The sequence below is a fragment of the Cupriavidus sp. 05L411 genome (assembly GCF_056398045.1).
The window spans coordinates 263289-287945 of record NZ_JBFTOQ010000003.1 but is presented as its reverse complement, the minus strand read 5'-3'; the positions used below and the strand labels follow the sequence as shown (position 1 = coordinate 287945).

Annotated in this window: 23 protein-coding genes and 1 tRNA gene; 14 read left to right on the top strand and 10 right to left on the bottom strand. The window is 65.6% G+C overall.

Going from position 1 to position 24657, the window contains the following annotated elements:
* Positions 1-67: 67 nt before the first annotated feature.
* On the bottom strand, positions 68-2011 hold the full coding sequence (locus AC1DQR_RS05310) for a dynamin family protein (RefSeq protein WP_416047531.1): 1944 nt from the start codon (positions 2009-2011) through the stop codon (positions 68-70).
* A gap of 283 nt (positions 2012-2294) precedes the next feature.
* Entirely contained in the window at positions 2295-3176 is an 882-nt protein-coding gene (gene mutM, locus AC1DQR_RS05305) for a bifunctional DNA-formamidopyrimidine glycosylase/DNA-(apurinic or apyrimidinic site) lyase (protein ID WP_416047530.1), read from the bottom strand.
* Positions 3177-3317: 141 nt separating this feature from the next.
* Here mutM and AC1DQR_RS05300 point away from each other — a divergent pair, with 141 nt between their 5' ends.
* From AC1DQR_RS05300 to pth, 7 genes are all read left to right on the top strand, one after another.
* Positions 3318-5201, top strand: coding sequence for a tetratricopeptide repeat protein (locus tag AC1DQR_RS05300; protein WP_416047529.1), 1884 nt, complete (start codon positions 3318-3320; stop codon positions 5199-5201).
* Positions 5202-5320: 119 nt separating this feature from the next.
* Positions 5321-5941 (top strand): lipoprotein insertase outer membrane protein LolB, encoded by a 621-nt coding sequence (gene lolB, locus AC1DQR_RS05295; RefSeq protein WP_477132643.1) that lies wholly within the window; start codon positions 5321-5323, stop codon positions 5939-5941.
* Positions 5938-6816: a 4-(cytidine 5'-diphospho)-2-C-methyl-D-erythritol kinase gene (ispE, locus tag AC1DQR_RS05290; protein WP_416047528.1), complete on the top strand. Its 879-nt coding sequence runs from the start codon at positions 5938-5940 to the stop codon at positions 6814-6816. Before lolB ends, ispE begins: the two co-directional genes overlap by 4 nt.
* Positions 6817-6875: 59 nt before the next feature.
* Positions 6876-6952, top strand: a tRNA-Gln gene (locus tag AC1DQR_RS05285).
* A 97-nt stretch (positions 6953-7049) separates the two neighbouring features.
* Positions 7050-8003, top strand: coding sequence for a ribose-phosphate pyrophosphokinase (locus AC1DQR_RS05280; RefSeq protein ID WP_017229695.1), 954 nt, complete (start codon positions 7050-7052; stop codon positions 8001-8003).
* A gap of 121 nt (positions 8004-8124) precedes the next feature.
* Positions 8125-8727, top strand: a complete 603-nt coding sequence (locus AC1DQR_RS05275) for a 50S ribosomal protein L25/general stress protein Ctc (RefSeq protein WP_416047527.1) — start codon at positions 8125-8127, stop codon at positions 8725-8727.
* A gap of 159 nt (positions 8728-8886) precedes the next feature.
* Entirely contained in the window at positions 8887-9480 is a 594-nt protein-coding gene (gene pth / locus AC1DQR_RS05270) for an aminoacyl-tRNA hydrolase (protein WP_043343405.1), read from the top strand.
* A gap of 101 nt (positions 9481-9581) precedes the next feature.
* On the opposite strand, the gene AC1DQR_RS05265 is transcribed toward pth, so the two are convergent.
* The 5 genes from AC1DQR_RS05265 to AC1DQR_RS05245 form a co-directional block, all read right to left on the bottom strand.
* A complete protein-coding gene (locus tag AC1DQR_RS05265; protein ID WP_150991846.1) occupies positions 9582-9842 on the bottom strand; it encodes a YfhL family 4Fe-4S dicluster ferredoxin in 261 nt (86 codons plus the stop codon).
* 69 nt (positions 9843-9911) lie between these two features.
* Positions 9912-10400 (bottom strand): pantetheine-phosphate adenylyltransferase, encoded by a 489-nt coding sequence (gene coaD, locus AC1DQR_RS05260; protein WP_043343402.1) that lies wholly within the window; start codon positions 10398-10400, stop codon positions 9912-9914.
* Between the two features lie 217 nt (positions 10401-10617).
* The gene (rsmD, locus tag AC1DQR_RS05255) at positions 10618-11247 is read right to left on the bottom strand and encodes a 16S rRNA (guanine(966)-N(2))-methyltransferase RsmD (protein WP_416047526.1); all 630 of its coding nucleotides are present in this window, start codon (positions 11245-11247) and stop codon (positions 10618-10620) included.
* A 77-nt stretch (positions 11248-11324) separates the two neighbouring features.
* Positions 11325-12686: a M16 family metallopeptidase gene (locus tag AC1DQR_RS05250; protein WP_477132642.1), complete on the bottom strand. Its 1362-nt coding sequence runs from the start codon at positions 12684-12686 to the stop codon at positions 11325-11327.
* Positions 12687-12710: 24 nt separating this feature from the next.
* Positions 12711-14237, bottom strand: coding sequence for a M16 family metallopeptidase (locus tag AC1DQR_RS05245; RefSeq protein WP_477132641.1), 1527 nt, complete (start codon positions 14235-14237; stop codon positions 12711-12713).
* A 60-nt stretch (positions 14238-14297) separates the two neighbouring features.
* Here AC1DQR_RS05245 and ftsY point away from each other — a divergent pair, with 60 nt between their 5' ends.
* Positions 14298-15443 (top strand): signal recognition particle-docking protein FtsY, encoded by a 1146-nt coding sequence (ftsY, locus tag AC1DQR_RS05240; protein ID WP_416047524.1) that lies wholly within the window; start codon positions 14298-14300, stop codon positions 15441-15443.
* An 89-nt stretch (positions 15444-15532) separates the two neighbouring features.
* Here the strand turns inward: ftsY and maiA are convergent, their stop codons facing one another.
* Complete coding sequence (gene maiA / locus AC1DQR_RS05235; RefSeq protein WP_416047523.1) at positions 15533-16180, bottom strand: maleylacetoacetate isomerase; 648 nt, start codon at positions 16178-16180, stop codon at positions 15533-15535.
* A 4-nt stretch (positions 16181-16184) separates the two neighbouring features.
* On the bottom strand, positions 16185-16886 hold the full coding sequence (locus tag AC1DQR_RS05230; RefSeq protein ID WP_043343393.1) for a fumarylacetoacetate hydrolase family protein: 702 nt from the start codon (positions 16884-16886) through the stop codon (positions 16185-16187).
* A gap of 208 nt (positions 16887-17094) precedes the next feature.
* Here AC1DQR_RS05230 and AC1DQR_RS05225 point away from each other — a divergent pair, with 208 nt between their 5' ends.
* From AC1DQR_RS05225 to ybiB, 5 genes are all read left to right on the top strand, one after another.
* Positions 17095-17748, top strand: coding sequence for an ANTAR domain-containing response regulator (locus AC1DQR_RS05225; RefSeq protein WP_416047522.1), 654 nt, complete (start codon positions 17095-17097; stop codon positions 17746-17748).
* A gap of 360 nt (positions 17749-18108) precedes the next feature.
* Positions 18109-19428, top strand: coding sequence for a CmpA/NrtA family ABC transporter substrate-binding protein (locus AC1DQR_RS05220; RefSeq protein WP_416047521.1), 1320 nt, complete (start codon positions 18109-18111; stop codon positions 19426-19428).
* 85 nt (positions 19429-19513) lie between these two features.
* A complete protein-coding gene (ntrB, locus tag AC1DQR_RS05215; RefSeq protein WP_477132640.1) occupies positions 19514-20452 on the top strand; it encodes a nitrate ABC transporter permease in 939 nt (312 codons plus the stop codon).
* Positions 20453-20496: 44 nt separating this feature from the next.
* Positions 20497-21300 (top strand): ABC transporter ATP-binding protein, encoded by an 804-nt coding sequence (locus AC1DQR_RS05210; RefSeq protein WP_477132639.1) that lies wholly within the window; start codon positions 20497-20499, stop codon positions 21298-21300.
* Between the two features lie 126 nt (positions 21301-21426).
* Complete coding sequence (gene ybiB, locus AC1DQR_RS05205) at positions 21427-22446, top strand: DNA-binding protein YbiB (protein WP_477132638.1); 1020 nt, start codon at positions 21427-21429, stop codon at positions 22444-22446.
* 22 nt (positions 22447-22468) lie between these two features.
* Here ybiB and AC1DQR_RS05200 read toward each other — a convergent pair whose 3' ends face one another.
* Positions 22469-23344: a pirin family protein gene (locus AC1DQR_RS05200; RefSeq protein ID WP_477132637.1), complete on the bottom strand. Its 876-nt coding sequence runs from the start codon at positions 23342-23344 to the stop codon at positions 22469-22471.
* Positions 23345-23741: 397 nt separating this feature from the next.
* On the opposite strand from AC1DQR_RS05200, the gene rpoH reads away from it, so the two are divergent.
* Positions 23742-24638: an RNA polymerase sigma factor RpoH gene (gene rpoH / locus AC1DQR_RS05195; RefSeq protein ID WP_477132636.1), complete on the top strand. Its 897-nt coding sequence runs from the start codon at positions 23742-23744 to the stop codon at positions 24636-24638.
* The last annotated feature ends 19 nt before the right edge of the window (positions 24639-24657 follow it).

Here is a 24657-nt window from a genome sequence, read left to right as displayed (position 1 = left end):
TGATACCGCCTCGCCGCCACCCGCACTCGCCACCTGCATTCGCCGCCGGACTTGCGCCGGCCGCGCTTCAGGCCGCGAACGCCCTGAGCTGCCCCTCGTCGGCGTCCGGCTGCAGGATCCGCCTGGAGAAAATTTCGATGCGCCCGCTGCGATCGTCCAGGCCGTTGAGCACTTCCTCGAGCTGCGCGATGCGGCTCTCGAGCGTGTCGGTGGCCTCGTGGATGCGCTCGATCGAATCGACCCGGCGGCGCAACTGTTTCTGGTGCTCGCGCACCTGCGCCTCCAGCGGCGTCATCACCGACTTGAGCCAGATCTCGATATCGCGGTTCAGATCCCGGAAGGTTTCCAGCACGCGCGTGGCGATGGTGGAAAACGCGCTCTGCACCAGCTGCGGGCGCGAGCGCGTGAGCATGTTCATGGCGCCGAAGTGCGTATGGGCCAACGCCAGCGTCTGCTGCAATTCGCTGACGTAGCGCGCGGTGACGAACTGGATCGGCGCGGGCAGCGTAAAGCCATGCTCGGCATTGAAGCGGCGGTACATGCTGTCGGTGAGCTGGTGGAGCTGGGTGATCTTCTGGTCGGACTCGCTGACCAGTTCGCCAAGCCGCGCGAACAAGGCGTCCATATCCTCGCGCATGCCGCGCGAGAAGAAACGCTCCTTCATCTGCTCGCGGCGCTCGCGCATGGTGCGGCGCACGTCGCGCAGCTGCAGGCTCTTTATGATGTCCGCGCTATGGCGCCCGAACACCAGCCGCAGCGCCTGGAACTTGGCGATGCTCTGCTCGAACTCTTCTTTCTCCGACTGCACGCGCATCAGCATGTGCTTGACCATCGCATGGTTCTTGCCGCGCAGCCCGCGCAACTCGAACAACTGCTCGACGATGCTGCGGCGGCGGCTTTGCAGCAGTTGCTGCGCGCCGCGCGCCATCTCCTCGACCGAGCGCTGCACCTGGTCGGCGACGATCTCGCGCCGCTGCGGGATCAACTGGTCAGACAGCACGTGCTCGAACTGCGGCAGGCCGCTGCGCGCCAGCAAGTCGTCGTCGTTGGTGACCTTGGCCACCAGGCCCTTCTGCGCCGACACCGGGTAGACGCGCGACTCGTCGATGCCCAGCACATGAGCGCTGGTTGTGACCTGGCGCGTGATCTCGGCCGCGGTCTCTGCCGGCGACTTGAGCGGGTCCCACAGGCCATCGATCTTGTTGAGCACCGCCAGGCACCCCTTGCGGTGGCCTGCGCTCACATGGCTGCGCCAGAGGTCGAGGTCGCTCTTGGTCACGCCGGCGTCGGCCGCCAGCATGAACACCACGACATGCGCGTCCGGAATCAGGCGCAGCGTCAGCTCGGGCTCGGTGCCGATCGCGTTGAGGCCCGGCGTGTCGAGGATGACCAGGCCCTGGCGCAACAGCGGATGCGGGAAGTTGATGACCGCGTGGCGCCAGCGGGAAATCTCGACCATGCCGTCGGCATCGAGCGCGTAGGCGGCGTCGGGATCGTTCTCGTTGTACAGGCCAAGCGACTGGGCCATCTCGCGCGTGACACGGTTGGTCTCGACCACGTGCCGGAACGCATCCAGCATGCCGTCGGGCGACGAGGGGTCGAGCGGCACGGTATGCCAGTGCGCATCGACGTCAAGGAAATCGGCGGTGGAAGCTTCCTGCAGGCGCGTCTCGATCGGCAGCAGCCGGATGCACGGCGCCTCGGCTTCGTCGTAGCGTAGCTCGGTCGGGCACATCGTGGTGCGCCCGGCGGAAGACGGCAGGATGCGACGGCCGTAGTCGGCAAAGAAAATCGCGTTGATCAGCTCGCTCTTGCCCCGCGAGAACTCCGCGATGAACGCCACCTTGAGCCGGTCGCTCTTGAGCACGCCCTGGATGCGCTGGACGCGTTCGTCGGCCTGGGCGTCGTAGAGATCGTGCTGCTGCAGCCAGGAGCGGAATTCGGCCAGGGAGTGGAGTACCCCGGTTCTCCAGGCGCCGTATTGTTCGAATTGAAGGGCGAGGGTTGTCATTGGCACTGGGATCGGCTTGGCGAAAAGCCCCCGCGACGGCGCTGCAGGCCTGACATCTCGATGTCCGATGGCCGGCACCCGGGCGGTGACATGGTGTCTTTGTAACACTTTTTTACGTTCTTCAAGATACAGGTTTACGGCGGATTTTTGTGAAATTCGAGTCGCCCGCCGCCGTCCCTGTTGTGCCGGGCCATCGGGTTGGCGCCACATTCGCAAGAAGATAGGCAATCATCACTCTCGTACGGCCCGCGCAACGAGAGCCGCTGGCACGGCGCCGCCGCGCTCAACGCTGGCAGCTCGGGCAGTAGAATGTGGAGCGCTGCCCCTGGACGATCTGCCGGATGGTGGTACCGCAGACCCGGCATGGATGGCCGGCGCGGTCGTACACGGCGCAATCCAGTTGGAAATAGCCACTGCTGCCATCGCTGCCGACAAAGTCGCGCAACGTGCTGCCGCCGCGCTCGATCGCGCGGGCCAGGGTATCGCGCACGGCCTCGGCCAGGCGTTCGCAACGCGCCAAAGACAAGCGCCCGGCCGGCGTGGTGGGGCGGATGCCAGCGGCAAACAGGCTTTCCGATGCATAGATATTGCCCACGCCCACCACAATGTCGCCCGCGAGAAGCACGGTCTTGATGGCCGCGCTGCGCCCGCGTCCCAGGCGATAGAGCCAGGCCCCGTCGAAACGTGGGTCGAAAGGCTCGATGCCGAGCTTGCTCAGCAGAGGATGGGTCGGCAATTGCGACTCTTCAAGCAAGCTCCACAGCACCGCGCCAAAGCGCCTCGGATCGCGAAAGCGCAGCACCAGGCTGGTGGCTGCGCCGGGCTGCGCATTGCCCGCGCCGTCGGGCTCGGCAAGGACCAGATCAAGGTGATCGTGCGTGCCCGGCGGCGGCGCCTGAGGCAACACCCGCAGCGTGCCGGTCATGCCGAGGTGGATCAGCAGCCATCCGGGAGCCTCGCCGTCCGGGCGCACGCACTCCAGCAGCAGGTATTTGCCGCGCCGCTCGATGCGCGCGATCACCCGCCCGGCCAGCTGCGACTCCAGGTCCGGCTCGACCGGCCAGCGCAGGCCGCGATGGCGCACCACCACATCGGCAATGCGCCGCCCAACCACATGCGGCAGCAAGCCGCGCCGGGTCACTTCGACCTCCGGCAACTCAGGCATCGAACCTCTCCCTTTTGTGCCACTCAAACCGCCAGAGACCCCAGCCGTGCCGGTGCCATGCGGATATGCAGAGCATTGTAGCGGCAGGCTACAATGCCTTTACCTTCCCCATCGCCTTTGAGTGCTGGAGCACCCACCCACATGTCGGACCGCCTGGACCGTACCCCGATGACCACCGCTCAACTTCTCTTCCCCCGGCGGCCGCTGCGTCACAGGCTCGCGGCCACGGCTGCGGCCGCCGTGGCAGTCTGCGCCCTGGCGCCGCTCGCCAGCCACGCCGCGCCCGCGGACGGCAAGCCCGCGATGAAGGTCGCCGCGGAGGCCACCACGCCAATCCGCTCGAACCCGCTGCCGCCGAAGATGCCCCTGCCGACGGTGCCGCTGACCGCGGACATCCTCTACCGGGTGCTGGCCGCGGAAATCTCCGCCCAGCGCGGCGTGGTCGGCCCCGCTTACCAGACGTACCTGGAACTGGCGCGCAATACGCGCGACCCGCGCTTTGCCCAACGCGCCACCGAGATCGCGTTCAATGCCCGCAGCGCCCAGCAAGCGCTTGACGCCGCGCGGCTGTGGACCGAGCTTGCGCCCACCTCCGCCGGTGCGCGGCAGGTGCTGTCGACCCTGCTGGTCCTTAGCGGCCGATGGGACGAAGCCGAACCCCTGCTGGCTCTGCAGCTCAATGGCGTGCCGCCGAGCCAGCGGCCGGAGGCCATCCTGCAGATGCAGCAGCAGCTTTCACGCACCAGCGATCCCGCCGGTGCGGCCGCGCTGCTGCAGCGCCTGGTGGCGAACGACCTGAAGTCGGCCGAGACTCACCTTGCCCTTGCGCGCGCCAAGGAAGCCGCCAGCGATATTCCCGGCGCCCTGGCGGAGCTCGACGAGGCCCAGAAGATCCGTCCCGACTTCGAAGGCGCCGCGCTGATGGCCGCCGAGCTGCGCGCCGACAGCGCGCCGGACCAGGCCATTGCCGGGCTCAAGGCGTTCGTCAACAAGGCCCCGGCCTCGGTCAACGGACACATCACGCTGGCCCGCCTCTACCTGCAGCAAAACGACCTGCAAGCCGCGCGCTCGGAGTTCGAGACGCTGCGCAAGATTGCGCCGAAGGATCCGCGTGTGCCGCTCGCCCTCGGCCTCACCAGCCTGCAGTCCAAGCGCTACGACGAAGCCGAGCTGTACCTGAAGGAATACCTGCAACTCGCCGAGCAAGTGCCGGCGGCCAGCCCGGATATCGCCTACCAGTACCTGGCGCAGATCGCCGAGGAAAAGAAGGACTACCCGGCGGCCGTAGCCTGGCTCGACCGCATCGACGACGCCCGCCTCGCGCCGGCTGCAGCCGTCAAGCGCGCGCAGCTGCTGGGCCGCATGGGCAAGCTCGACGACGCCCAGGCGGTATTCAACGACATGCTGGCCGATGCCGAGGATATACCCGAGCCCGACCAGCGCGCGCAGCGCATGACCGCTATCCGCCAGGCAGAAGTTGGCATGCTGATCGACGCCAAGTCCTACGACCGCGCCCGCAAGGTGCTGGAAGAACGCGCCGCGGCGGAGCCCGACAACTCGGACTGGGTCTATGAACTCGCCATGCTCGATGAGCGCGAGAAGCGCTACGACAGCATGGAAAAGCTGCTGCGCCGCGTGATCGCCATGCAGCCGGAAGCCAAGCAGGGCTATAACGCCCTGGGCTATTCGCTTGCGGACCGCAACGTGCGCCTGCCCGAAGCCCTCAAGCTGCTGGAAAAAGCCTCAGCGCTGGGCCCGGACGATCCCTACATCATGGATAGCCTGGCCTGGGTCAAGTTCCGCCTGGGCCAGTTGCAGCCGGCCGCTGAACTGCTGCGCAACGCTTACGCCAAGGCGCCCGAGGCCGAAATCGGCGCCCACCTCGGTGAGGTGCTATGGCAGCTCGGCCAGCAGGACGAGGCCCGCAAGACCTGGACCGAAGCCGCCAAGATCGAGCCGGATAACGTCATCCTGATCGACACCCTGCGCCGCTATAACGTCCCGCTCTCCGCGCTGTCCAAGTAGCATCCTGCCGTCCGCAGCCGTCACGCAGCACTCCGATCACCCGCAATCATCCGCCGCCCGGCCCTCGCGCCGGGCCGGCAGCCCGGCGCCCGGCGGCGCCGGCGCGCACGCCAAACGCCATGCCCACATCCCGACGCCTTGCCCTGCTCTGCCTGAGCGCCCCCTTATGGCTCGCCGCCTGCGCCAGCATCACGCCCACGCGGCAGTTCGACGCCGGCGAGACCGCCCAGGCTCGCGACCTCAGCGGCCGCTTCGCCGCCAACTACGTGCGCTACGGCCGCGATGAAGGCGTGCAGGGCAGCTTCCAATGGCATGAGCAAGGCCGCAATGTGCGCCTGGACCTGATCTCGCCGCTGGGCCAGACCCTGGCGGTGGTCACCTCGACGCCTTCGGGGGCCACGCTCGACCTGCCCAACCAGCCGCCGCGCAACGCGCCCGAAGTCGATACCTTGCTGGAGGAAGCGCTTGGATTTTCGCTGCCGGTGGCAGGCCTGCGCGACTGGCTGCACGCCCGCCCCGCGCCCGGCAGCCCGGCGCGCGCCACGCGTGACGACAACGGACGGCTAGCTACCCTGGCGCAGAACGGCTGGACCGTGCGCTACGTAGCATGGCAGGAAGCCGCACCCACAACACCATCCACGCCGGCCGCGGCAAGCCCGCGCCGCATCGACCTCGCGCGCGACGGCGCAGCCAACCCGCTCTCGGTACGTCTGGTCATCGATCCGGAGCAAGCACAATGAGCGCTGCCCGCCCCCTGCCTCCGCCTGCGCTGCGCGACTGCCCCGCGCCCGCCAAGCTGAATCTCTTCCTGCATGTGACCGGACGCCGCGCGGATGGCTACCACACGCTGCAGACAGTTTTCCAACTGGTGGACTGGAGCGATACGCTCGACTTTTTCCGCCGCGACGATGGCCGCATCGAGCGCATCAGCGACGTGCCGGGCGTACCGGCGCAGAGCGACCTGATCGTGCGCGCCGCGCAGGCCTTGCAGCAAGCTGGCGGCACCCGCTTTGGCGCGGATATCGCCATTGCCAAGCGGCTGCCGATGGGCGGCGGCATCGGCGGCGGATCGTCGGACGCGGCGACCACACTGCTGGCACTGAATCATCTTTGGGGGCTGGGCCTGGGGCGCGACGAACTCAAGCGCATCGGCCTTTCACTAGGTGCCGACGTGCCGTTCTTCGTGCATGGAGAAAACGCGTTCGCGCAAGGGATTGGCGAGGAACTGACGACGGTCGAATTGCCTGAAAGCTGGTTCGTGATCATCCATCCGCGGCAGCATGTTCCGACCGCTGCAATTTTCTCAGACAAGCGCTTGACAAGGGATACGGCGATCTCCATAATAGCGGACTTCACTGGATGCACAAACAAGTTCGGTTTCGGTCGCAACGACCTGGAAGCGATAGCAACAGTGAAGTTCGGCGAAGTTGCCCGAGCCCTTGAATGGTTGAGACAGTACAGTCCACATGCAAGGATGACCGGTTCCGGAGCCTGCGTGTTTGCACGATTTAACGACGAGCAAACTGCGCAGCAGGTACTAGACCGGTTGCCTCCCGAATGGGATGGCAGGTGTGCGAAGAGTTTATCGCAACACCCACTCGCAACGCTCGCATAAAAGTTTTTCGTTCGGCGTCGCAGGCAGTTGAATGTGACGATGGACGTACCCGGTTGTGTAGGGGAGTCGCCAAGTTGGTCAAGGCACCGGATTTTGATTCCGGCATTCGAAGGTTCGAATCCTTCTTCCCCTGCCATTACATCCTACAGTGTCCTTACGGACCTGCACGAAAAGCTGCCGGCACTAGCCGGCAGCAATCGTTCCCCCCTCCAGTAGCAAGACAGGTGCACCGAATGAGCAGCGAAGGCTTGATGGTTTTTACCGGCAACGCCAACCCCAAACTCGCGGAGGCTGTCGTTCAGCACCTCGGCATCCCGCTCGGGAAGGCCCAGGTCGGTCGGTTCTCCGACGGCGAAGTCCAAGTTGAAATCCAGGAAAATGTTCGCGGCAAGCACGTCATCGTGCTGCAGTCCACCTGCGCGCCGACCAACGACAACCTGATGGAACTGATGGTGATGGTCGATGCGCTCAAGCGCGCTTCGGCACGCAGCATCACTGCCGCCATGCCCTACTTCGGCTATGCCCGCCAGGACCGCCGCCCGCGTTCAGCACGCGTCGCGATCTCGGCCAAGGTGGTAGCCAACATGCTGGAAGTTGCCGGCGTCGAGCGGGTCCTGACCATGGACCTCCACGCCGACCAGATCCAGGGCTTCTTCGATATCCCGGTTGATAACATCTACGCCTCCCCGGTTCTGCTGGGCGACCTGCGCGAGAAGAACTACGGCAATCTGCTGGTCGTCTCGCCCGACGTCGGCGGCGTGGTGCGCGCCCGCGCGCTGGCCAAGCAGTTGAACTGCGACCTGGCCATCATCGACAAGCGTCGCCCCAAGGCCAACGTGGCCGAGGTGATGAACATCATCGGTGAAGTCGACGGCCGCAACTGCGTGATCATGGATGACATGATCGACACCGGCGGCACCCTGTGCAAGGCGGCCCAGGTGCTCAAGGAACGCGGCGCGCTGAAGGTATTCGCTTACTGTACCCACCCGGTCCTGTCCGGTGGCGCGGCTGCCCGCATCGCCGACTCCGAACTGGATGAAGTGGTGGTGTGCGACACGATTCCGCTGCGCGACGATGCCATCCAGTCCGGCAAGATTCGCCAGCTCTCGACCGCATCGCTGCTGGCAGAGACCTTTACCCGGATCGTCAAGGGCGACTCGATCATGTCGCTGTTCGCCGATTCCTGATAGAATTCAAGGCTTTACCGCGTTTGCGGCTGTTTTTGGGGAGTAAGACCCCGATTACGGCACGTGACGGGGTTCATCGGGCTGTCTGGTCGCGGACAGCCCTCTTACATTTGGAGTCATCATGAAAGTAGTAGCCTTCGAGCGTAGCGTACAGGGAACGGGTGCGAGCCGCCGCCTGCGCAACGCCGGCAAGACCCCCGGCATCATCTATGGCGGCGCAGCCGAACCCAAGATGATCGAACTCGATCACAACGCACTGTTCCACGCGCTGAAGAAAGAAGCATTCCACTCGTCGATTCTCGACCTCGAAGTGGAAGGCAAGGCTGAAAAGGCCCTGCTGCGCGCTTTCCAGATGCACCCGTTCAAGCCGCTGGTCCTGCACGTTGACTTCCAACGCGTGTCGGCCACCGACAAGATCCACGTCAAGGTGCCGCTGCACTTCATGAACCAGGAAGACGCCCCGGGCGTGAAGCTGGGCCATGGCATCGTCAACCACATCCTGAACGAACTGGAAGTGTCGTGCCTGCCGGCCGACCTGCCTGAGTTCATCGAAGTGGACCTTGGCAATGCAGAACTGGGCCAGACCCTGCACCTGTCCGACGTGAAGCTGCCGAAGGGCGTGAGCGCCATCACCCACGGCGACGAAAACCCCGCTATCGCCAGCATCTCGCTGCCGGCCGGCGGCGTGTCGGAAGCTGCCGAAGGCGAAACGCCTGCTGCCTGAGTACCCTGAACGCGGCCTTTGGGCCGTGCAACAGGACGGCTCCCGCAGCCGCAAGAAAAAACCGCCGGCGCGTCCGGCGGTTTTTTTTCGTCCCGAGGTTCGCGTATGCTTGGCTTCTGGCAGCACTTTCGCGCCCCTCTCAACCAAGTAGTGCAACGCATGATCAAACTCATCGTCGGCCTCGGAAACCCCGGGGCGGAATACGAAGCCACGCGCCACAATGCCGGCTTCTGGCTGGTCGACCAGCTGGCCCGCATGGGCGGCGTCACCCTGCGCGTGGAAGGCCGCTTCCACGGGCTGGCAGCGCGCGCCCGGCTGTGGGACCAGGAGATCTGGCTGCTCAAGCCGTCCACCTTCATGAACCGTTCCGGGCTGTCCGTGGTATCGCTCGCGCGCTTCTACAAGATCCTGCCGGACGAGATCGCGGTGGCCCATGACGAGATGGACCTGCCCTCGGGCACCGTCAAGCTCAAGCGTGGCGGTGGCGCGGGCGGCCACAATGGCCTCAAGGATATTTCCGCACACCTGACCACCCAGGACTACTGGCGCCTGCGCATTGGCGTCGGCCATCCGCGCAATTCGGCCGGTGGCGGCGGCGAGCGCGAGGATGTGATCAATTTTGTGCTGAAGCCGCCGCGCCGCGAGGAGCAGCAGGCCATCGACGAAGCCATCGACCGCAGCATCGCACCGCTTGGGTTGCTGGCCAAAGGCGAGTCCGAACGCGCCATGCTGGAACTGCATACGAACCGCTGAAACCGCTGAACGCGCGCGCCCAAACGAAAAGCCCCATCACCGCGAAGGTCATGGGGCTTTTCGTTTGCTGCGAACTTCGTGCCGCAAGCCGCAGTGGTAGCTCAGGCTGCCCGTTTGGCCGCCGTAAGGAGACGGTAGCGATCCATCAGGATCTCGCGCGTCTCAATGCGGTTGGGATCGTGCGGGATGCAAGCCACGGGACAAACCTGCTGGCATTGTGGCTCGTCGAAGTGCCCAACGCATTCGGTACATTTGTTGGGGTCGATCTCATAGATCTCGGGCCCCATCGAAATGGCTTCGTTTGGGCACTCCGGCTCACAAACGTCGCAATTGATGCAGTCGTCGGTGATCAATAGTGCCATGGTATTTCCTTTGAACCCAGCATGCCCCGCGCCCGACTGGCCGCGGCCGACATGTTGCAAGACTCCATTTTATTCCGTTTTGCTGCTGATCTTCTCCGCAAGCCAGCGTTCGACCGAGGGGAACACAAACTTGCTGACATCGCCGCCAAGCACCGCGATCTCGCGCACGAAGGTGCCGGAGATGAACTGGTACTGGTCGGACGGCGTCAGGAACATGGTTTCCACGTCCGGCAGCAGGTAACGGTTCATGCCCGCCATCTGGAACTCGTACTCGAAGTCGGAAACCGCGCGCAAACCCCGCACGATCACGCGCGCATTGTTCTTGCGGACAAAATCCTTGAGCAGGCCGGAGAAACCTTCGACGCGCACATTGGGATAGTGGCCCAGGACTTCACGGGCGATGCCTATGCGCTCTTCCAGCGAAAAGAACGGGCGCTTGTTGGGGCTATGCGCCACGCCGACCACGAGCTCATCGAAGATATTGGATGCTCTGCGCACCAGATCCTCGTGGCCCCGGGTCATTGGGTCGAAAGTGCCGGGATAGACCGCGACGACCATGCTTCCTCCTTGTTCTGCCCGCCGCCGGTCCTGGATGGACCGATCGACCCCGCCCACTATGGTGAGGGCTGGAGCCAAGGCTGCGTGACGAGCGTTGGCGACAGCGGCGTAGTGTAACTCTAAACGCGGCACTTGCAAGCCGCCACATCGCGGTTTTGCCGCGCCGCCGCATCTTGCGTGCAGGTGGCCGGTCGCAATGCTCGCGGCCACCGGCTCTTCAAAGGTTCCTGTGCTGCAGCAAATGGAAGTGCACCGCGCCAGCCCGCGCATGCCGCACGATCTCCAGCGCCGCCGGCACGGGCGCGTCGGGGCCAATCAGGGCGCGATCCGTTTCCACATACACGGCGCCGCCTGGACGTGATAGCCGCGCCGCATGCTCCAGCGCGGGGCCAAGCCAGTCTTCGGCAAAGGGCGGATCGAGGAACACCACGTCGAAGCTGGCCGACGGCATCTGCGCCGCAGTCGCGAATGCATCGCCTTGCACCACCCGGATCTGCTGGGCGTCGAGCCGGTACTGGTTGTCGCGCAGCTGCTTGGCCACGCGCGGATTCGCTTCGACCATGGTGACCTGCTGGGCACCCCGGGAGGCAGCCTCGAAACCCAGTGCGCCGGAGCCGGCAAACAGGTCGAGGCAAGCCAGCCCTGACATGTCCTGCCCAAGCCAGTTGAACAGGGTCTCACGCACGCGGTCAGGGGTGGGACGCAGGCCTTCGGCATCGAGCACGGGCAGCGGCGTGCGCTTCCACTTGCCGCCAATGATGCGGACCTGGGCAGGAGACTGCCGCGGCGAGGGGGATGGGGTTCGCCCGCTGGCTGCGGGCGAGGGAGATCGGGTACGCGAATTCATGCCGTGATTGTAGAGCCTGCGGCGCGGAAAAGCGCGGGCGCCGGAAACGCCTCCCGGCGCCCGCGCCTGTCGCTGCGTTATTCCGGTCCACCCACAATGACGGTCGCCATGGCGTCCGGGAACACGTGGCGCTGGAAGGCTTCGCGGACCTGGGTACGGGTGACCTTGCCGATCTGGGCGGTCCAGGTGTCAAGGTAGTCCAGCGGCAGCCCATACCAGCCGATATTGGCCACATTGGTCAGCAGTTTGCGATTGCTGTCGATGCGCAGCGGGAAGCCGTTGACCAGATTGTCCTTGGCGGCCTTCAGTTCGGTGTCGGTGGGGCCTTCCGCCACGTACTGCGCCAGCACCTTGCGCACCAGCGCCAGTGCTTCGTTGGTCTGTGCCTTCTTGGTCTGCAAGCCGATGCCGAAGGGTCCTGCCTGCTTGGCGGGTGCGAAGTAGCTGTCGACGCCGTAGGTGAGGCCGCGCTTTTCCCGCACCTCGTCGGTCAGGCGCGAGCTGAAGCCGCCGCCGCCGAGCACGTAGTTGCCCACCAGCAGGGCAAAGTAGTCGGGATCACCACGCGCGATGGCGGGCTGACTAATGGCTACCGTAGCCTGCTGAGCCGGATGCGGCACGCGCTGCTCGCTAGCCGGGATCTTGAGTTGCACGGGCGGCATTGTAGGCGGCGTGGCGCCAGCCGGCAGGCCGCGCGTCAGCTGCTCGGCAATGGACTCAGCCTGCTTGCGGTCGATAGCGCCGATCAGCGTCAAGACGGCGCGCGACGCCGCGAAATTATCCCGCCAGAAGCGCTCGATATCGGCTCGCGTGATTGATTCGACACTGGCCTCGGTCGGCGACACGCCATACGGATGCGACGGATAGATCGCACGCGACACCATCTTGTCGGCGATCACGCCGGGCTTGGTATCGGCCTCGCGGATGGCGGTGATCAGGCGTTGCTTCTCGCGCGCCACCACGGCATCCGGGTAGGACGGCGCCTTGATCAGCTGCCCGGCCAGCGCGAGCGACTGGCTGAGTTCCGGCTCGGAGGTCAGCGTGCGCAGGCCGATGCCGCCGCGATCGCTGCTGGCGGCGCCGCCGAAGTCAGCGCCGGTGTCGGCGAAGGCATCAGCCACCTGCGCTTCATTGCGGGCCGGCTGGCCATCCTGCGCGGCCGCGCCCTTATCGAGCAGGGCCGAGGCGAGCGTGGCAAGGCCGGCCTTGCCGGCCGGGTCGTAGCGGCTGCCGGCGTCGAAATCCATATTGACGTCGAGCATGGGAATGGACGGGCTGCGCACGAAATACACGCGGGCGCCGGTGGAGGTGGTCCACTGCTCGATCGGGATCGCAGCCAGCGCGGCCTGCGAGGCGATCAGGGCAAGCGCACCGCAAGCCGCGCCTGCCAGGCGGCGCAACAGGCGTGGCGACGGGATCGTCGGGGCAAAGAGAGGCATCTTGGGTCCTGTCCTCTAGAGAGCTCAGCGGAGCGAGTCGGCGGCGGCCGGAGCCTTCGCCTTGTTCGGGTCGATCGGCTGCGGCAGCAGGGTCGCCACGGTCAGGTTATCGTCGTTGAAGTATTTGCCCGCCACCGCCTGCACCTGTTCCGGCGTGACGGCCTTGATCTTGTCGAGCATGCGGTCGAGCTGGCGCCAGGAAATGCCGGCGATCTCGGCCACGCCGATCTCCATGCCCTGCCCGAACACCGAGTCGCGCTTGTAGATCTGCGCCGCCACCACCTGCGCCTTGACCCGCTTGAGCTCTGCTGGCGAGACGCCTTCGCGCGCAATGCGGGCGATCTCGTCGCGCAGCGCGCGCTCGATCTCCTCGGTGGTATGGCCAGTGGCCGGCGTACCGTCGAGCACCATCAGGGACTCGCCGCGGTTGATGCTGTCGTAGCCCACGTTGACGTCGTCGGCGATGCGGCGCTCGCGCACCAGGTCGCGCGTCAGGCGGGCGTTGTCATAGCCATTGAGCACGGCAGAGAGGACCTCCAGGGCGTAGGGGTCGACGTCCTTCTCGACATCGTGCAGGCGCGGCACCTTGTACGCCAAGACCACGTAGGGGTTCTCGGCCGGGGCCTTGACCCAGATCCGCTTGATGCCCTTCTGCGCCGGCTCCTGCTGGTCCTTGCGCAGCGGCAGCGGGCGGGCCTTGAGCTTGCCGTAGGTGCGCTCCGCCAGCGCCTTGACCTCGGCCGCCGTGACGTCGCCCGTTACCACCAGCAGCGCGTTGTCGGGCACGTACCAGTTCTTGTACCAGGCCTGCACGTCTTCCACGCGCATGTTGACCAGGTCGGCCGGCCAGCCGATCACGGGATGCCGGTAGGGTCCGGCGGTGTAGACGGTGGCCAGCAACTGCTCGTAGACGGTGCCGCGCGCGGAGTCGTCCGTGCGCAGGCGCCGCTCTTCCATCACGACCTTCATTTCCCGCTCGAACTCATCCTTCTTGATGATGAGGTTGGCCATGCGGTCGGCTTCCAGCTCCATCATCTTCGGCAGGTACTGCTTGCTGATCTGCTGGTAATAGAGCGTGAAGTCGCGGTTGGTCATGGCGTTCTCGCGCCCGCCCAATGCGGCGATCTGCTTGGAAAACTCGCCCGGCCCGACCTTTGGTGTACCCTTGAACATCATGTGTTCAAGCATGTGCGCCACGCCAGTGGTGCCACTGACCTCGTCCATGCCGCCCACGCGATACCAGATCTGGTGGGCTACGGTGGGCGCGCGATGGTCTTCCTTGACGATGACCCGCATGCCATTGGACAGCTTGAACTCGGTGGTATCGGCCTGCGCCGCGGCGGTTTGCGCGGCGGTGGCCTGGCCAGTCGGCAACGGCGGCGCCACCACGGCGGTCTGCGCATAGGCAGCGCCGAACCAGGGCATCGCAATCAACAAAAGGGTGGGAACGAGGCGCCGGGAGAAAGCGGCCGGGTGAACAGCGCCGGCGCCGGCAAGAAGCGAAGCGGTACGGGCGGCGCCCGACCTGGACCTGACAGCACAATGGTTCATGCGACCCCGTCTGCTAGAATTTTGGCGATTGATTCTACCGGGGTATTGACCCCTTTCCCAATGTTTAGTTTCTGGAAGAAGCGCAAGGCCGAACCGGCCAGTGCGCCGCCCGAGGTGCAAAGCCCGGCGCCCGCCGCCACCCCGGCCGCGGCGCCCGCCAGCGCGCCACCCCCAATTCCTGCGGCCGGGCCTGCCCCGGCCGCCGTCGTTCCCGTCCCGCCAACCGCCGCCCTGCCAGTCCAGAGCGCGACCCCGGCCGCTGCCGAGGAACTGGTCCTGACCCCGCCGCCGGCCGCCTCCGCCGAGGCCAAGCGCGGCTGGATGCAGCGCTTGCGCACCGGCCTGTCCAAGACCAGCCGCAATCTGGGCACGCTGTTTGTTGGCGTCAAGGTCGACGAAGACCTGTTCGAGGACCTGGAAACAGCCCTGATCATGGCCGACGCCGGYGTCGAGGCTACCGAGCACCTGCTGAGCGCGCTGCGCCGCCGCGTCAAGACCGAACGCATCGAAACCGCCGAAGGCGTCAAGGCCGCGCTGCGCGAGCTGCTGACCGACCTGCTGCGCCCGCTCGAGAAGACCATGTCTCTGGGCCGCGAGCAGCCGCTGGTGATGATGATCTCGGGTGTGAACGGCGCCGGCAAGACCACCAGCATCGGCAAGCTGTGCAAGCACTTCCAGAGCTATGACCAGTCCGTGCTGCTGGCCGCGGGCGACACCTTCCGCGCCGCCGCGCGCGAGCAGCTGACCATCTGGGGCGAGCGCAACAATGTCACCGTGGTCTCGCAGGAAAGCGGCGACCCGGCGGCGGTGATCTTCGACGCGGTCAACGCGGCACGCGCACGCGGCATCGATATCGTGATGGCCGATACCGCGGGCCGCCTGCCCACACAGTTGCACCTGATGGAAGAGCTGAAGAAGGTCAAGCGTGTCATCGCCAAGGCGATGCCGAACGCGCCACACGAATCGCTGCTGGTGATCGACGCCAACACCGGCCAGAACGCGCTGTCCCAGGTCAAGGCGTTCGACGACGCGCTGGGCCTGACCGGGCTGATCGTGACCAAGCTCGACGGCACCGCCAAGGGCGGCATCCTGGCCGCGATCGCGCGCCAGCGCCCGGTGCCGGTCTACTTCATCGGCGTGGGCGAGAAGGTCGAGGACCTGCAGCCCTTCAAGGCCGAGGAATTCGCCGACGCACTGCTCGGCTGAACAGCCCACCCGGCTCGCCAGTAAAAAAGCCCCGCAATCGCTCGCGGGGCTTCTTGCTTTTTGCGGCCTGCCGAACCTGGCGTGGCAACTTATTCGGCGTCCGGCTGCGCCTTGGGCTCGGCCTGCTGGAACGCGGGCAGCGCCATGCAGGAGTCGAACACCTTGGCAATGGCTGGGTAGCGGGCCACGTCGATATTGAAGCGCTGCGCGTTGAACACCTGCGGCACCAGGCAGATGTCCGCCAGCGTCGGCGTATCGCCAAAGCAGAAACGCCCTGCCTTGCCCGAGCGTACGAGGTTGGTATTGACCGACTCGAAACCCAGCTCGACCCAGTGGCGATACCACGCGTCCTTGGCCTCCTCCGCCACGCCCAGCGTGTGCTTGATGTACTTCAGCACGCGCAGGTTATTCAGCGGATGGATCTCGCACGCGACCTCCAGCGCCAGCGCGCGGATGTAGGCGCGGTCGAGCGCGCTGCCCGGCAGCAGGGGCGGCTCGGGATGCGTCTCGTCGAGGTACTCGACCATCGCCACGGACTGGATCAATACGTGATCGTCATCCAGCAGGGTCGGCACCAGCGCATCGGGGTTCAGCGCCCGGTAGGCCGGCAGCAGTTGCTGGCCGCCGTCGCGCAACAGATGCACCGGCAGGTACTCGTAAGGCAAGCCCTTCAACTGCAGGGCAATGCGCACCCGGTACGAGGCGGAGCTGCGAAAGTAGCTGTAAAGCTTGAGCATGGACTCAGACTACCTTGACGGTGAGCTCGCCCACGCCTTCGATCTTGCACAGCATGACATCGCCCTTGACCACCGGGCCCACGCCTTCAGGCGTACCGCTGTAGATCAGGTCGCCGGGTTGCAGCTCGAACAGCTTGGAGAGATAGGACACCATCTCGGGCACCGACCAGATCAGGTCCGACAGGTCGCCGCGCTGCTTCTCCACGCCGTTGACGGACAGCGTGACCGCGCCCTTCTCCGGATGGCCGATGGCGGACACCGGCACGATCGGGCCGATCGGGGCGGACTTATCGAAGGCCTTGCCGGTTTCCCAGGGGCGGCCGGTCTTCTTCGATTCGTTCTGCAGGTCGCGGCGCGTCATGTCGAGGCCGAGCGCGTAGCCAAACACGTGGCTCGCGGCATCCGCCTCGGCGATGTCCTTGCCGCCCTTGCCGATGGCAACGACCAGCTCCACTTCATAGTGGCAATTGCTGGTGCCCTGCGGATAGGGAAAGGCGCCTTCGGTACCGTCAGCCACATAGCTCACGGCGTCGGCAGGCTTGCAGAAGAAGAACGGCGGCTCGCGGTCGGGATCCGAACCCATTTCACGGGCATGGGCGGCATAGTTGCGGCCCACGCAGTAGACCCGGCGCACCGGGAACTGAGCGCTGCTGCCGCGCACGGGCACGCCATTGGGCGCCGGCGGGGCAAATACGAATTCGGTCATCCATCTCTCCAAGCATATTCTGTGTTTTAGACTACGCGCCAGCATGCTGGCATCGCCAGTAGACGCCCTGCCGCGCAGCAGGGCAATAGCATACACCGGCGGTTCTGGCCGCGTGCGCCGGCAGCCATTGAATCCGGGAAACCCCGCAATACAATGAAAGGCATCTCGGCGCGAATCTTGCATGGCAAGAGGCATTCCAAGTGACGCCATGAACAGACGCCCCACAGCCCCCTCCACCCCGACGAGTCCTGCCAGCCCCGCGCCCGCCGCGTCGGGTTCACGCGCGCTGCGCATTTTGCTGGTGCGCGATCCGCATGACGAGGATCCGCTCAATATCGAGACGATCCGCGCTGGGCTTGTGTCTGCGGGCTTCACGGACATCGAAACGGTGGACGCCGACCTGCGGCTGCCCGATGCAATCGCCGCGCGGCAGCCGGACCTGATCATCATCGCCTCGGAGTCGGCCGCGCGCGATACGGTCGAGCATGTGTGCGTGTCGACCCAGCATGCGCCGCGCCCCATCGTGCTCTTCACGGACAACGACGACGCCCAGCGCATCAAGGCCGCGCTAACCGCAGGGATCACCGCCTACATCGTCGACGGCCTGCGCGCCGAGCGCGTCAAGACCGTGCTGGATGTGGCCTATGCGCGCTTCGAACTGGACCAGGAACTGCGCGCGGAGCTTGATGCCACGCGGCTGCAGCTGGCCGAGCGCAAGGAAGTGGAGCGTGCCAAGGGCCTGCTGATGAAGGAGCGCGGCATGACCGAGGACGAGGCTTACAAGCGGCTGCGCAGCATGGCGATGGAGCGCGGCATCAAGCTCGTCGAGGCGGCGCGGCGGGTCATCGATGTGATGAGCTAAGCCCGGAACAAACCATGATCGGGCGCCTCGATGCGCCCCGCACGCGCTTGGTGCAATGCACAAGGATGGCGCGACCGCATCACCTTTCACGCACCGGCAGCGCACGGACGCCGCTTCGGCGCGCCCGCTTCTGGCTCCTTGCCCACGCTCGCTGGCAGTCAGGCCCCGACAACAGCCCTCCCGACCCTTGGCACGCGGCTTGCATAATCGAAGCATCGGCCAACGACGGCCGATCACATACCGATGTGCGCCGCCAACGACGGCCGCGCCGCATCACGGGACAACGGCGTCCTGACCTGCCCCCCGCATTTCTGGCGAAAGCGGAGCAGTTCAGGACGCTTTTTATTTGGAGCCGCGTCAATGCCCTCTCGCCTGAAGATTGCCAAGTCTCTGCATGCAGCAGTTGCCACCGACGCCAGCACCACGGGAGCCGATGCGGTGCCCGCCAGCAACGGACGGCGCCGCGCCCTGGCTACCATCGCCGGCGCCAGCGTGATCACCCTGGTCGATCCCCTGGTACGCGCTGGCGCATGGGCGGCAGGCTCCGACGCGCCGGAAAAACCGGAGGTGCGGATCGGCTTCATCCCGCTGACAGACTGCGCCTCGGTCGTGATGGCCGGCACGCTCGGCTTCGACAAGAAGTACGGCATCAAGATCACGCCCACCAAGGAAGCCTCCTGGGCCGGCGTGCGCGACAAGCTGGTCAATGGCGAACTCGATGCGGCGCATGTGCTGTACGGGCTGATCTATGGCGTGCAGCTTGGCATTGGCGGCCCAAAGAAAGACATGGCGGTGCTGATGAACCTGAACCACAACGGCCAAGCCATCACGCTGTCGTCCAAGCTGGCGGAGAAAGGCGTCAAGGACGGCGCCAGCCTGAAGGCGCTGATGATGAAGGAAAAGCGCGAGTACACCTTTGCCCAGACCTTCCCCACCGGCACCCATGCCATGTGGCTGTACTACTGGCTGGCCGCCAACGGCATCAACCCGATGCAGGACGCCAAGGCCATCACCGTGCCGCCGCCGCAGATGGTGGCCAACATGCGCGTGGGCAACATGGACGGCTTCTGTGTGGGCGAGCCGTGGGGCGCGCGCGCCATCGCCGACAAGATCGGCTTTACCGCGGAGACCACGCAGGCGATCTGGAAGGATCATCCGGAAAAGACCCTGGGCACCACGGCGGAATTCGTGCAGAAGTATCCCAACACGGCACGCGCGATGGTGGCCGCCGTGCTGGATGCCTCGAAGTATATCGACGCATCGGCATCCAACCGCCGCAAGACCGCCGAGACCATTGCCGCCAAGTCCTACGTCAACACCGACATGGACATCATCCTGGACCGCATGCTGGGCCGCTATAACAACGGCCTGGGCAAGACCTGGGACGACCCGGATTCGATGAAGTTCTACCAGGACGGCGCCGCCAACTATCCCTTCCTCTCCGACGGCATGTGGTTCCTCACGCAGCAAAAGCGCTGGGGCTTGCTCAAGGATCACCCTGACTACCTGGAGGTGGCGAAGAAGGTCAACCGCATCGACATCTACAAACAGGCCGCTGCGGCCGCGCAGGTGCCACTGCCCAAGAGCGACTTCCGTACCGCGAAGCTGATCGACGGCGTGGTGTGGGACGCCAGCAAGGACCCCAAGGCCTACGCCGACGATTTCAAGATCAAGGCCTGAAGCGCACGCGCCCCGGCGTGATTCCGATGTTGATTGCCGCTTGAACGCCGGCGTGGCGACACGCCGGCCACCGAAGGAGCCAGACGTGAATGCACTAGCCCAGCCGGCCCCGCATGCCGCCAACCAAGCCGCCCCTGCCGATGCCGGCGCCAATGCCGAGGTTGCCGTGGTTGGCGACCAGCAAGCCCATGAACGCGCCGAGCGCCGCGCGCTCGCCGCCCAAGCCGAGGCCCGCCGCGCGGCGCGGCGCGACGCCATCACCGCCGTGGTGCTCAAGGTGATGCCGCCGGTAGCAGGCTTTGCGCTGTTCCTGCTGATGTGGCACGGCATCGCCACCATGGTCCCCGCCATCCCCACGCCGGCCGCCACCTGGGATGCCGCCGTGCCGCTGTTCGCCGACCCGTTCTACCGCAACGGCCCCAACGACCAGGGCATCGGCTGGAACGTGCTGGCATCGCTGGCTCGCGTGGCGGCGGGTTTCGGGCTGGCCGCATTGATCGGCATCCCGGCCGGCTTCGCGCTGGGCCGCTTCGCCTTTCTCAACGCGATGATGGCGCCCATCATCAGCCTGCTGCGCCCGGTCTCGCCGCTGGCTTGGCTGCCCATTGGCCTGCTGCTGTTCAAGTCGGCAAACCCGGCGGCGATCTGGGCTATCTTCATCTGCTCGATCTGGCCGATGGTGATCAATACCGCGGTGGGCGTGACCCGTGTGCCGCAGGACTACCTGAATGTGGCGCGCGTGCTCGACCTTTCCGAATGGAAGGTGTTCACCCGCGTACTGCTGCCCGCCGTGCTGCCGTACATGCTCACCGGCGTGCGGCTGTCCATCGGTACCGCCTGGCTGGTGATCGTGGCCGCGGAAATGCTCACTGGCGGCACCGGCATCGGCTTCTGRCTGTGGGACGAGTGGAACAACCTGAAGGTGGAACACATCGTCATCGCGATCTTCATCATCGGCATGGTTGGGCTGCTGCTCGAATACGCGCTGCTCAGCCTGGCCAAGCGCTTCAGCTACGGCAACTAAGACGCCAAGTCGCTAACCGCGCGCTGGCGCCCAAGGAGAAGCTCATGGAAAAGTTCGTCCGTATCGAGAATGTCGGGCAGACCTTCAAGACCAAGAAGGGACCATTCGTGGCCCTGCGCGATGTCAACCTGACCATCGCCAGCGGCGAGTTCATTACGCTGATCGGCCATTCGGGCTGTGGCAAGTCCACCTTGCTCAATCTGCTGGCCGGCCTGGACCGGCCCAGCGCCGGCGCGTTGATCTGCGCCGAGCGCGAGATCGCAGGCCCCGGCCCGGATCGGGCGATGGTGTTCCAGAACCATTCGCTGCTGCCCTGGCTGACCTGTTTCGACAATGTCTACCTCGGCGTGGAGCGCGTGTTCGGCGCCAGCGAGAGCAAGGCGCAACTGAAGGCCCGCACGCACGGCACGCTGGCCTTGGTTGGCCTGACTCATGCCGAAGCCAAGTATCCGCAGGAGATCTCGGGCGGCATGAAGCAGCGCGTGGGTATCGCCCGGGCGCTGGCGATGGAGCCCAAGGTGCTGCTGATGGACGAGCCCTTCGGCGCGCTGGATGCGCTCACCCGCGCGCACCTGCAGGACGAACTGATCAAGATCGTGGCGAAGACGCGCAGCACGGTGGTGATGGTGACCCACGACGTGGATGAAGCGGTGCTGCTGGCCGATCGCATCGTCATGATGACTAACGGCCCCGCGGCCACCATCGGCGAAGTGCTGAAGGTGAACCTGCCGCGGCCACGCGAGCGCATGGCCTTGGCCGAGGACAAGGATTACCACGCATGCCGCACGGCGGTGCTGGACTTCCTGTACCGCAAGCAGCGCAATCCCGCCCTGAAGGAAGCCGCCTGAGCGAGCGCCGTGACGGGCCGGCCACTCCCGTGCCGGGGGCGAGGCCGAGCCGGCATCGCGGCTGTCATGGGCACGGCCGGCCCGCTCCGCTATCATGGACTTCAAACCACATAGTCCCAACCCGCCATGACCACCACGCCCACCTCCCCCGCGGCCCCCGCCGCCCCTGCTTTCGCTGCCGCGAAGTACATCAAGGAAATCGGCCGGGGCGTCAACGGCGCCCGCGCGCTGCCGCGCGAAGATGCCCAGGCGCTGTTCGATGCGATGCTGGCAGGCCGCGTGGCCGATATCGAGCTGGGCGCGGTGCTGATGGCCTATCGCATCAAGGGCGAGGCCCCGCACGAGCTGGCCGGGATGCTCGACGCCGCGCACGCGCATTGCCTGCCGCTGGCCGGCCCGGCGGACCGCGTCGTGGTGTCGATCCCCAGCTATAACGGCGCGCGCAAACAGCCCAACCTCGTGCCGCTGCTGGCGCTGCTGCTGGCCCGCGAGGGCATTCCGGTGCTGGTGCACGGCTCCCGCCAATTCAACGGGCGCGTCACCAGCATCTCGCTGTTCGAGGCGCTGGGCATCGTGCCTTGCAGCGCTGTGGCGCAGGCCGAATCCCAGTTGCGCAGCAAGGATGCCCAGCCCGGCCCGCTGGCGGTGCTGCCGATCGACGTGCTGTCGCCAGCGCTGGCGCGGATGCTGGACAAGCGCATGCAGATCGGCTTGCGCAACTCCGCGCATACGGTGGTCAAGATGTTGCAGCCTGTGGGCGCGCACAGCCCGGCCGAGGCGCTGCGGCTGTATAGCTACACCCACCCCGAGTACCGCGAAACCCTGACCGATTATTTCTCGCGCGAGCCTGCCAATGTGCTGCTGGCGCGAGGCACCGAGGGCGAGGTGGTGGCGGACGCCCGGCGCAACAGCCGCATCGACTGGCTGCACGACGGGCATCAACGCACCTTGGTCGACCCGACGTCGGGCTCCATCGTCGAAGTGCCGGAATTGCCGCCCGGCAGTGACGTGGACCAGACCGCGGCCTGGATCCGCCTCGTGCTGGACGGCAAGGTGCCAGTGCCTGCCCCGATCGCCACGCAGATCGACGCCATCCGCGACTGCCTGCAGCAAGGCACGCGCGTGGCTTGGGCCAGCCCGGTCTGAGCATGGCGCCTGGCAGGCGCCCTTAGCGCTTGCGCTGTGGAAGCGGAATGCGATCGTTCTCGCCCGGCACGCGCGGGAACTGGTCATCTTCCCAGCGCTGGGAGGCTGCTTCGATCGCTTCCTTGGTGCTGGCAACGAAATTCCAGAAAATAAAACGATGGCCATCGGTCGGGTCGCCGCCGAGCAGCATCACGCGCGACGCCACCTGCGCCGTCAACGTCACCGGCTGGCCCGGCACCAGCACCGCCAGGTGCCGCTCGGGCAACACTTCGCCGTCCAGGGCGATGGTGCCGTCCACCGGGTAGATGCCGCGCTCGGCGTGCTCCGCCGGAATCTCCAGGCTGGCGCCCGCCTCGAGCTCAATGGCCACGTAGAGCGTGCGGCTGAACACCTTCACCGGCGCCTCGGCGCCAAACGCATCGCCCGCAATCACCGTCATGCGTACGCCAGGGCGCTCCAGCTTGGGCAGCGTCGCGGCCGGATGGTGATGAAAGGACGGCTCGACGTTCTCGTGCTCCTTGGGCAGCGCCACCCAGGTCTGGATGCCGTGCAGGCGCGGCCCGGCATCGCGGGCGGACTGGGGCGAGCGCTCCGAGTGCGCGATGCCTTTGCCAGCCGTCATCCAGTTCACGTCGCCCGGCCTGATGACCTGTTTGCTGCCCAGGCTGTCGTGGTGGAGGATCTCGCCCTCGAACAGGTAGGTGACCGTGGCCAGGCCGATATGGGGATGCGGGCRCACATCGGCGCCTTCCCCTGGCGGCATGGCCACCGGGCCCATGTGGTCGAAGAAGATGAATGGGCCGACAGTCTGGGTTGCCGCAGCGGGCAGCAGACGGCTCACGGCAAAGTCGCCGAGGTCACGGGTGTGCGGCTTTAACAAGTGCTCGATGGCAGACATGATGGTCCCCGGTTTGGTCGATGCTGGCGCTCAGCATCACTGAGACAAATGAAAAGAGTGTAGCTGCTAGCGAAACACAGCATCTCAACTGGCGACAGAACCGGCAGGGGCATCAGCCCTCTAATCATTGCCGGATCGTTCGCGTACCCGCGTGAGATAGTGGCCTCGTCACATCCTGCAAGATGCCGGACTAAAATACTATGTAGAATAACCATTCGATTACCAGGAACTATCAACCCTATTGACACTCCAACTTAGCAGTCCCCCGGCTTGAGTGCTAATATGTGTTGCAATGCAGTGCGAGACCCTGAAAAGGGCCGCACACGCGGGCAACCCACCCGCCGGATGCGAAAGGAGCCATCGAGTGAACGCAGTCCTATCTGCTGACCAAACCCAAATGACCAACCGTCTGCCTGCGGTGCCACAGGGCGCCGGGACGTTTGCGCTGACCTTTCCCGGAACGCTGGGAAATATCGACAGCTATATCCAGGCTGTCCACCGTATTCCCCTGCTTACCCCCGAGGAAGAGCAGCGGCTCGCGCGCGAGTTGCGCGAGCACGATTCCGTCGATGCGGCGCGCCGCATGGTGCTGTCGCACCTGCGCCTGGTGGTGTCCATCGCCCGCCAGTACCTCGGCTATGGCCTGCCCCACGCAGACCTGATTCAGGAAGGCAATATCGGCCTGATGAAGGCCGTGAAGCGCTTCGACCCGGATCAGGGTGTGCGGCTGGTGTCGTATGYGATGCACTGGATCAAGGCCGAGATCCACGAATACGTGCTGAAGAACTGGCGCATGGTCAAGGTGGCTACCACCAAGGCTCAGCGCAAGCTGTTCTTCAACCTGCGCAGCCACAAGCAGGGTGCCCATACCTTCACGCCGGAACAAATCGACGCGGTTGCGCGCGAGCTGAACGTCAAGCCGGAAGAAGTGATGGAGATGGAAACCCGCCTGTCGGGCGGCGACCTGGCGCTCGAAGGGCAGATCGACGATGGCGAAGAGGACTTCGCGCCCATCGCCTACCTGGCCGACAACCACAACGAGCCCACCCGCGTGATCGAGGCGCAGCGCCACGACCGCCTGCAGGTGCAAGGCCTGGAAGAAGCGCTGTCCAAGCTCGACGACCGTAGCCGCCGCATCATCGAGGCGCGCTGGCTGCAGGTCAACGACGACGGCTCGGGCGGCTCCACGCTGCACGAACTGGCTGACGAGTTCGGCGTCTCCGCCGAACGCATCCGCCAGATCGAAACCGCGGCGATGAAGAAGATGAAGGGTGCGCTGCAGGCCTTTGCCTAAGGCTTAAGCGCGCCAGAAG

Bases quoted from the DNA above. Each gene is read 5' to 3' on its own strand.
- maiA (WP_416047523.1), bottom strand. From the start codon at position 16,180: ATGCTCAAGCTTTACAGCTACTTTCGCAGCTCCGCCTCGTACCGGGTG.
- AC1DQR_RS05300 (WP_416047529.1), top strand. From the start codon at position 3,318: ATGTCGGACCGCCTGGACCGTACCCCGATGACCACCGCTCAACTTCTC.
- AC1DQR_RS05210 (WP_477132639.1), top strand. From the start codon at position 20,497: ATGGAAAAGTTCGTCCGTATCGAGAATGTCGGGCAGACCTTCAAGACC.
- AC1DQR_RS05230 (WP_043343393.1), bottom strand. From the start codon at position 16,886: ATGACCGAATTCGTATTTGCCCCGCCGGCGCCCAATGGCGTGCCCGTG.
- ybiB (WP_477132638.1), top strand. From the start codon at position 21,427: ATGACCACCACGCCCACCTCCCCCGCGGCCCCCGCCGCCCCTGCTTTC.
- ispE (WP_416047528.1), top strand. From the start codon at position 5,938: ATGAGCGCTGCCCGCCCCCTGCCTCCGCCTGCGCTGCGCGACTGCCCC.
- AC1DQR_RS05220 (WP_416047521.1), top strand. From the start codon at position 18,109: ATGCCCTCTCGCCTGAAGATTGCCAAGTCTCTGCATGCAGCAGTTGCC.
- lolB (WP_477132643.1), top strand. From the start codon at position 5,321: ATGCCCACATCCCGACGCCTTGCCCTGCTCTGCCTGAGCGCCCCCTTA.
- AC1DQR_RS05265 (WP_150991846.1), bottom strand. From the start codon at position 9,842: ATGGCACTATTGATCACCGACGACTGCATCAATTGCGACGTTTGTGAG.
- pth (WP_043343405.1), top strand. From the start codon at position 8,887: ATGATCAAACTCATCGTCGGCCTCGGAAACCCCGGGGCGGAATACGAA.
- AC1DQR_RS05275 (WP_416047527.1), top strand. From the start codon at position 8,125: ATGAAAGTAGTAGCCTTCGAGCGTAGCGTACAGGGAACGGGTGCGAGC.
- AC1DQR_RS05250 (WP_477132642.1), bottom strand. From the start codon at position 12,686: ATGCCTCTCTTTGCCCCGACGATCCCGTCGCCACGCCTGTTGCGCCGC.
- AC1DQR_RS05225 (WP_416047522.1), top strand. From the start codon at position 17,095: ATGAACAGACGCCCCACAGCCCCCTCCACCCCGACGAGTCCTGCCAGC.
- AC1DQR_RS05245 (WP_477132641.1), bottom strand. From the start codon at position 14,237: ATGAACCATTGTGCTGTCAGGTCCAGGTCGGGCGCCGCCCGTACCGCT.
- AC1DQR_RS05310 (WP_416047531.1), bottom strand. From the start codon at position 2,011: ATGACAACCCTCGCCCTTCAATTCGAACAATACGGCGCCTGGAGAACC.
- coaD (WP_043343402.1), bottom strand. From the start codon at position 10,400: ATGGTCGTCGCGGTCTATCCCGGCACTTTCGACCCAATGACCCGGGGC.
- mutM (WP_416047530.1), bottom strand. From the start codon at position 3,176: ATGCCTGAGTTGCCGGAGGTCGAAGTGACCCGGCGCGGCTTGCTGCCG.
- rsmD (WP_416047526.1), bottom strand. From the start codon at position 11,247: ATGAATTCGCGTACCCGATCTCCCTCGCCCGCAGCCAGCGGGCGAACC.
- AC1DQR_RS05280 (WP_017229695.1), top strand. From the start codon at position 7,050: ATGAGCAGCGAAGGCTTGATGGTTTTTACCGGCAACGCCAACCCCAAA.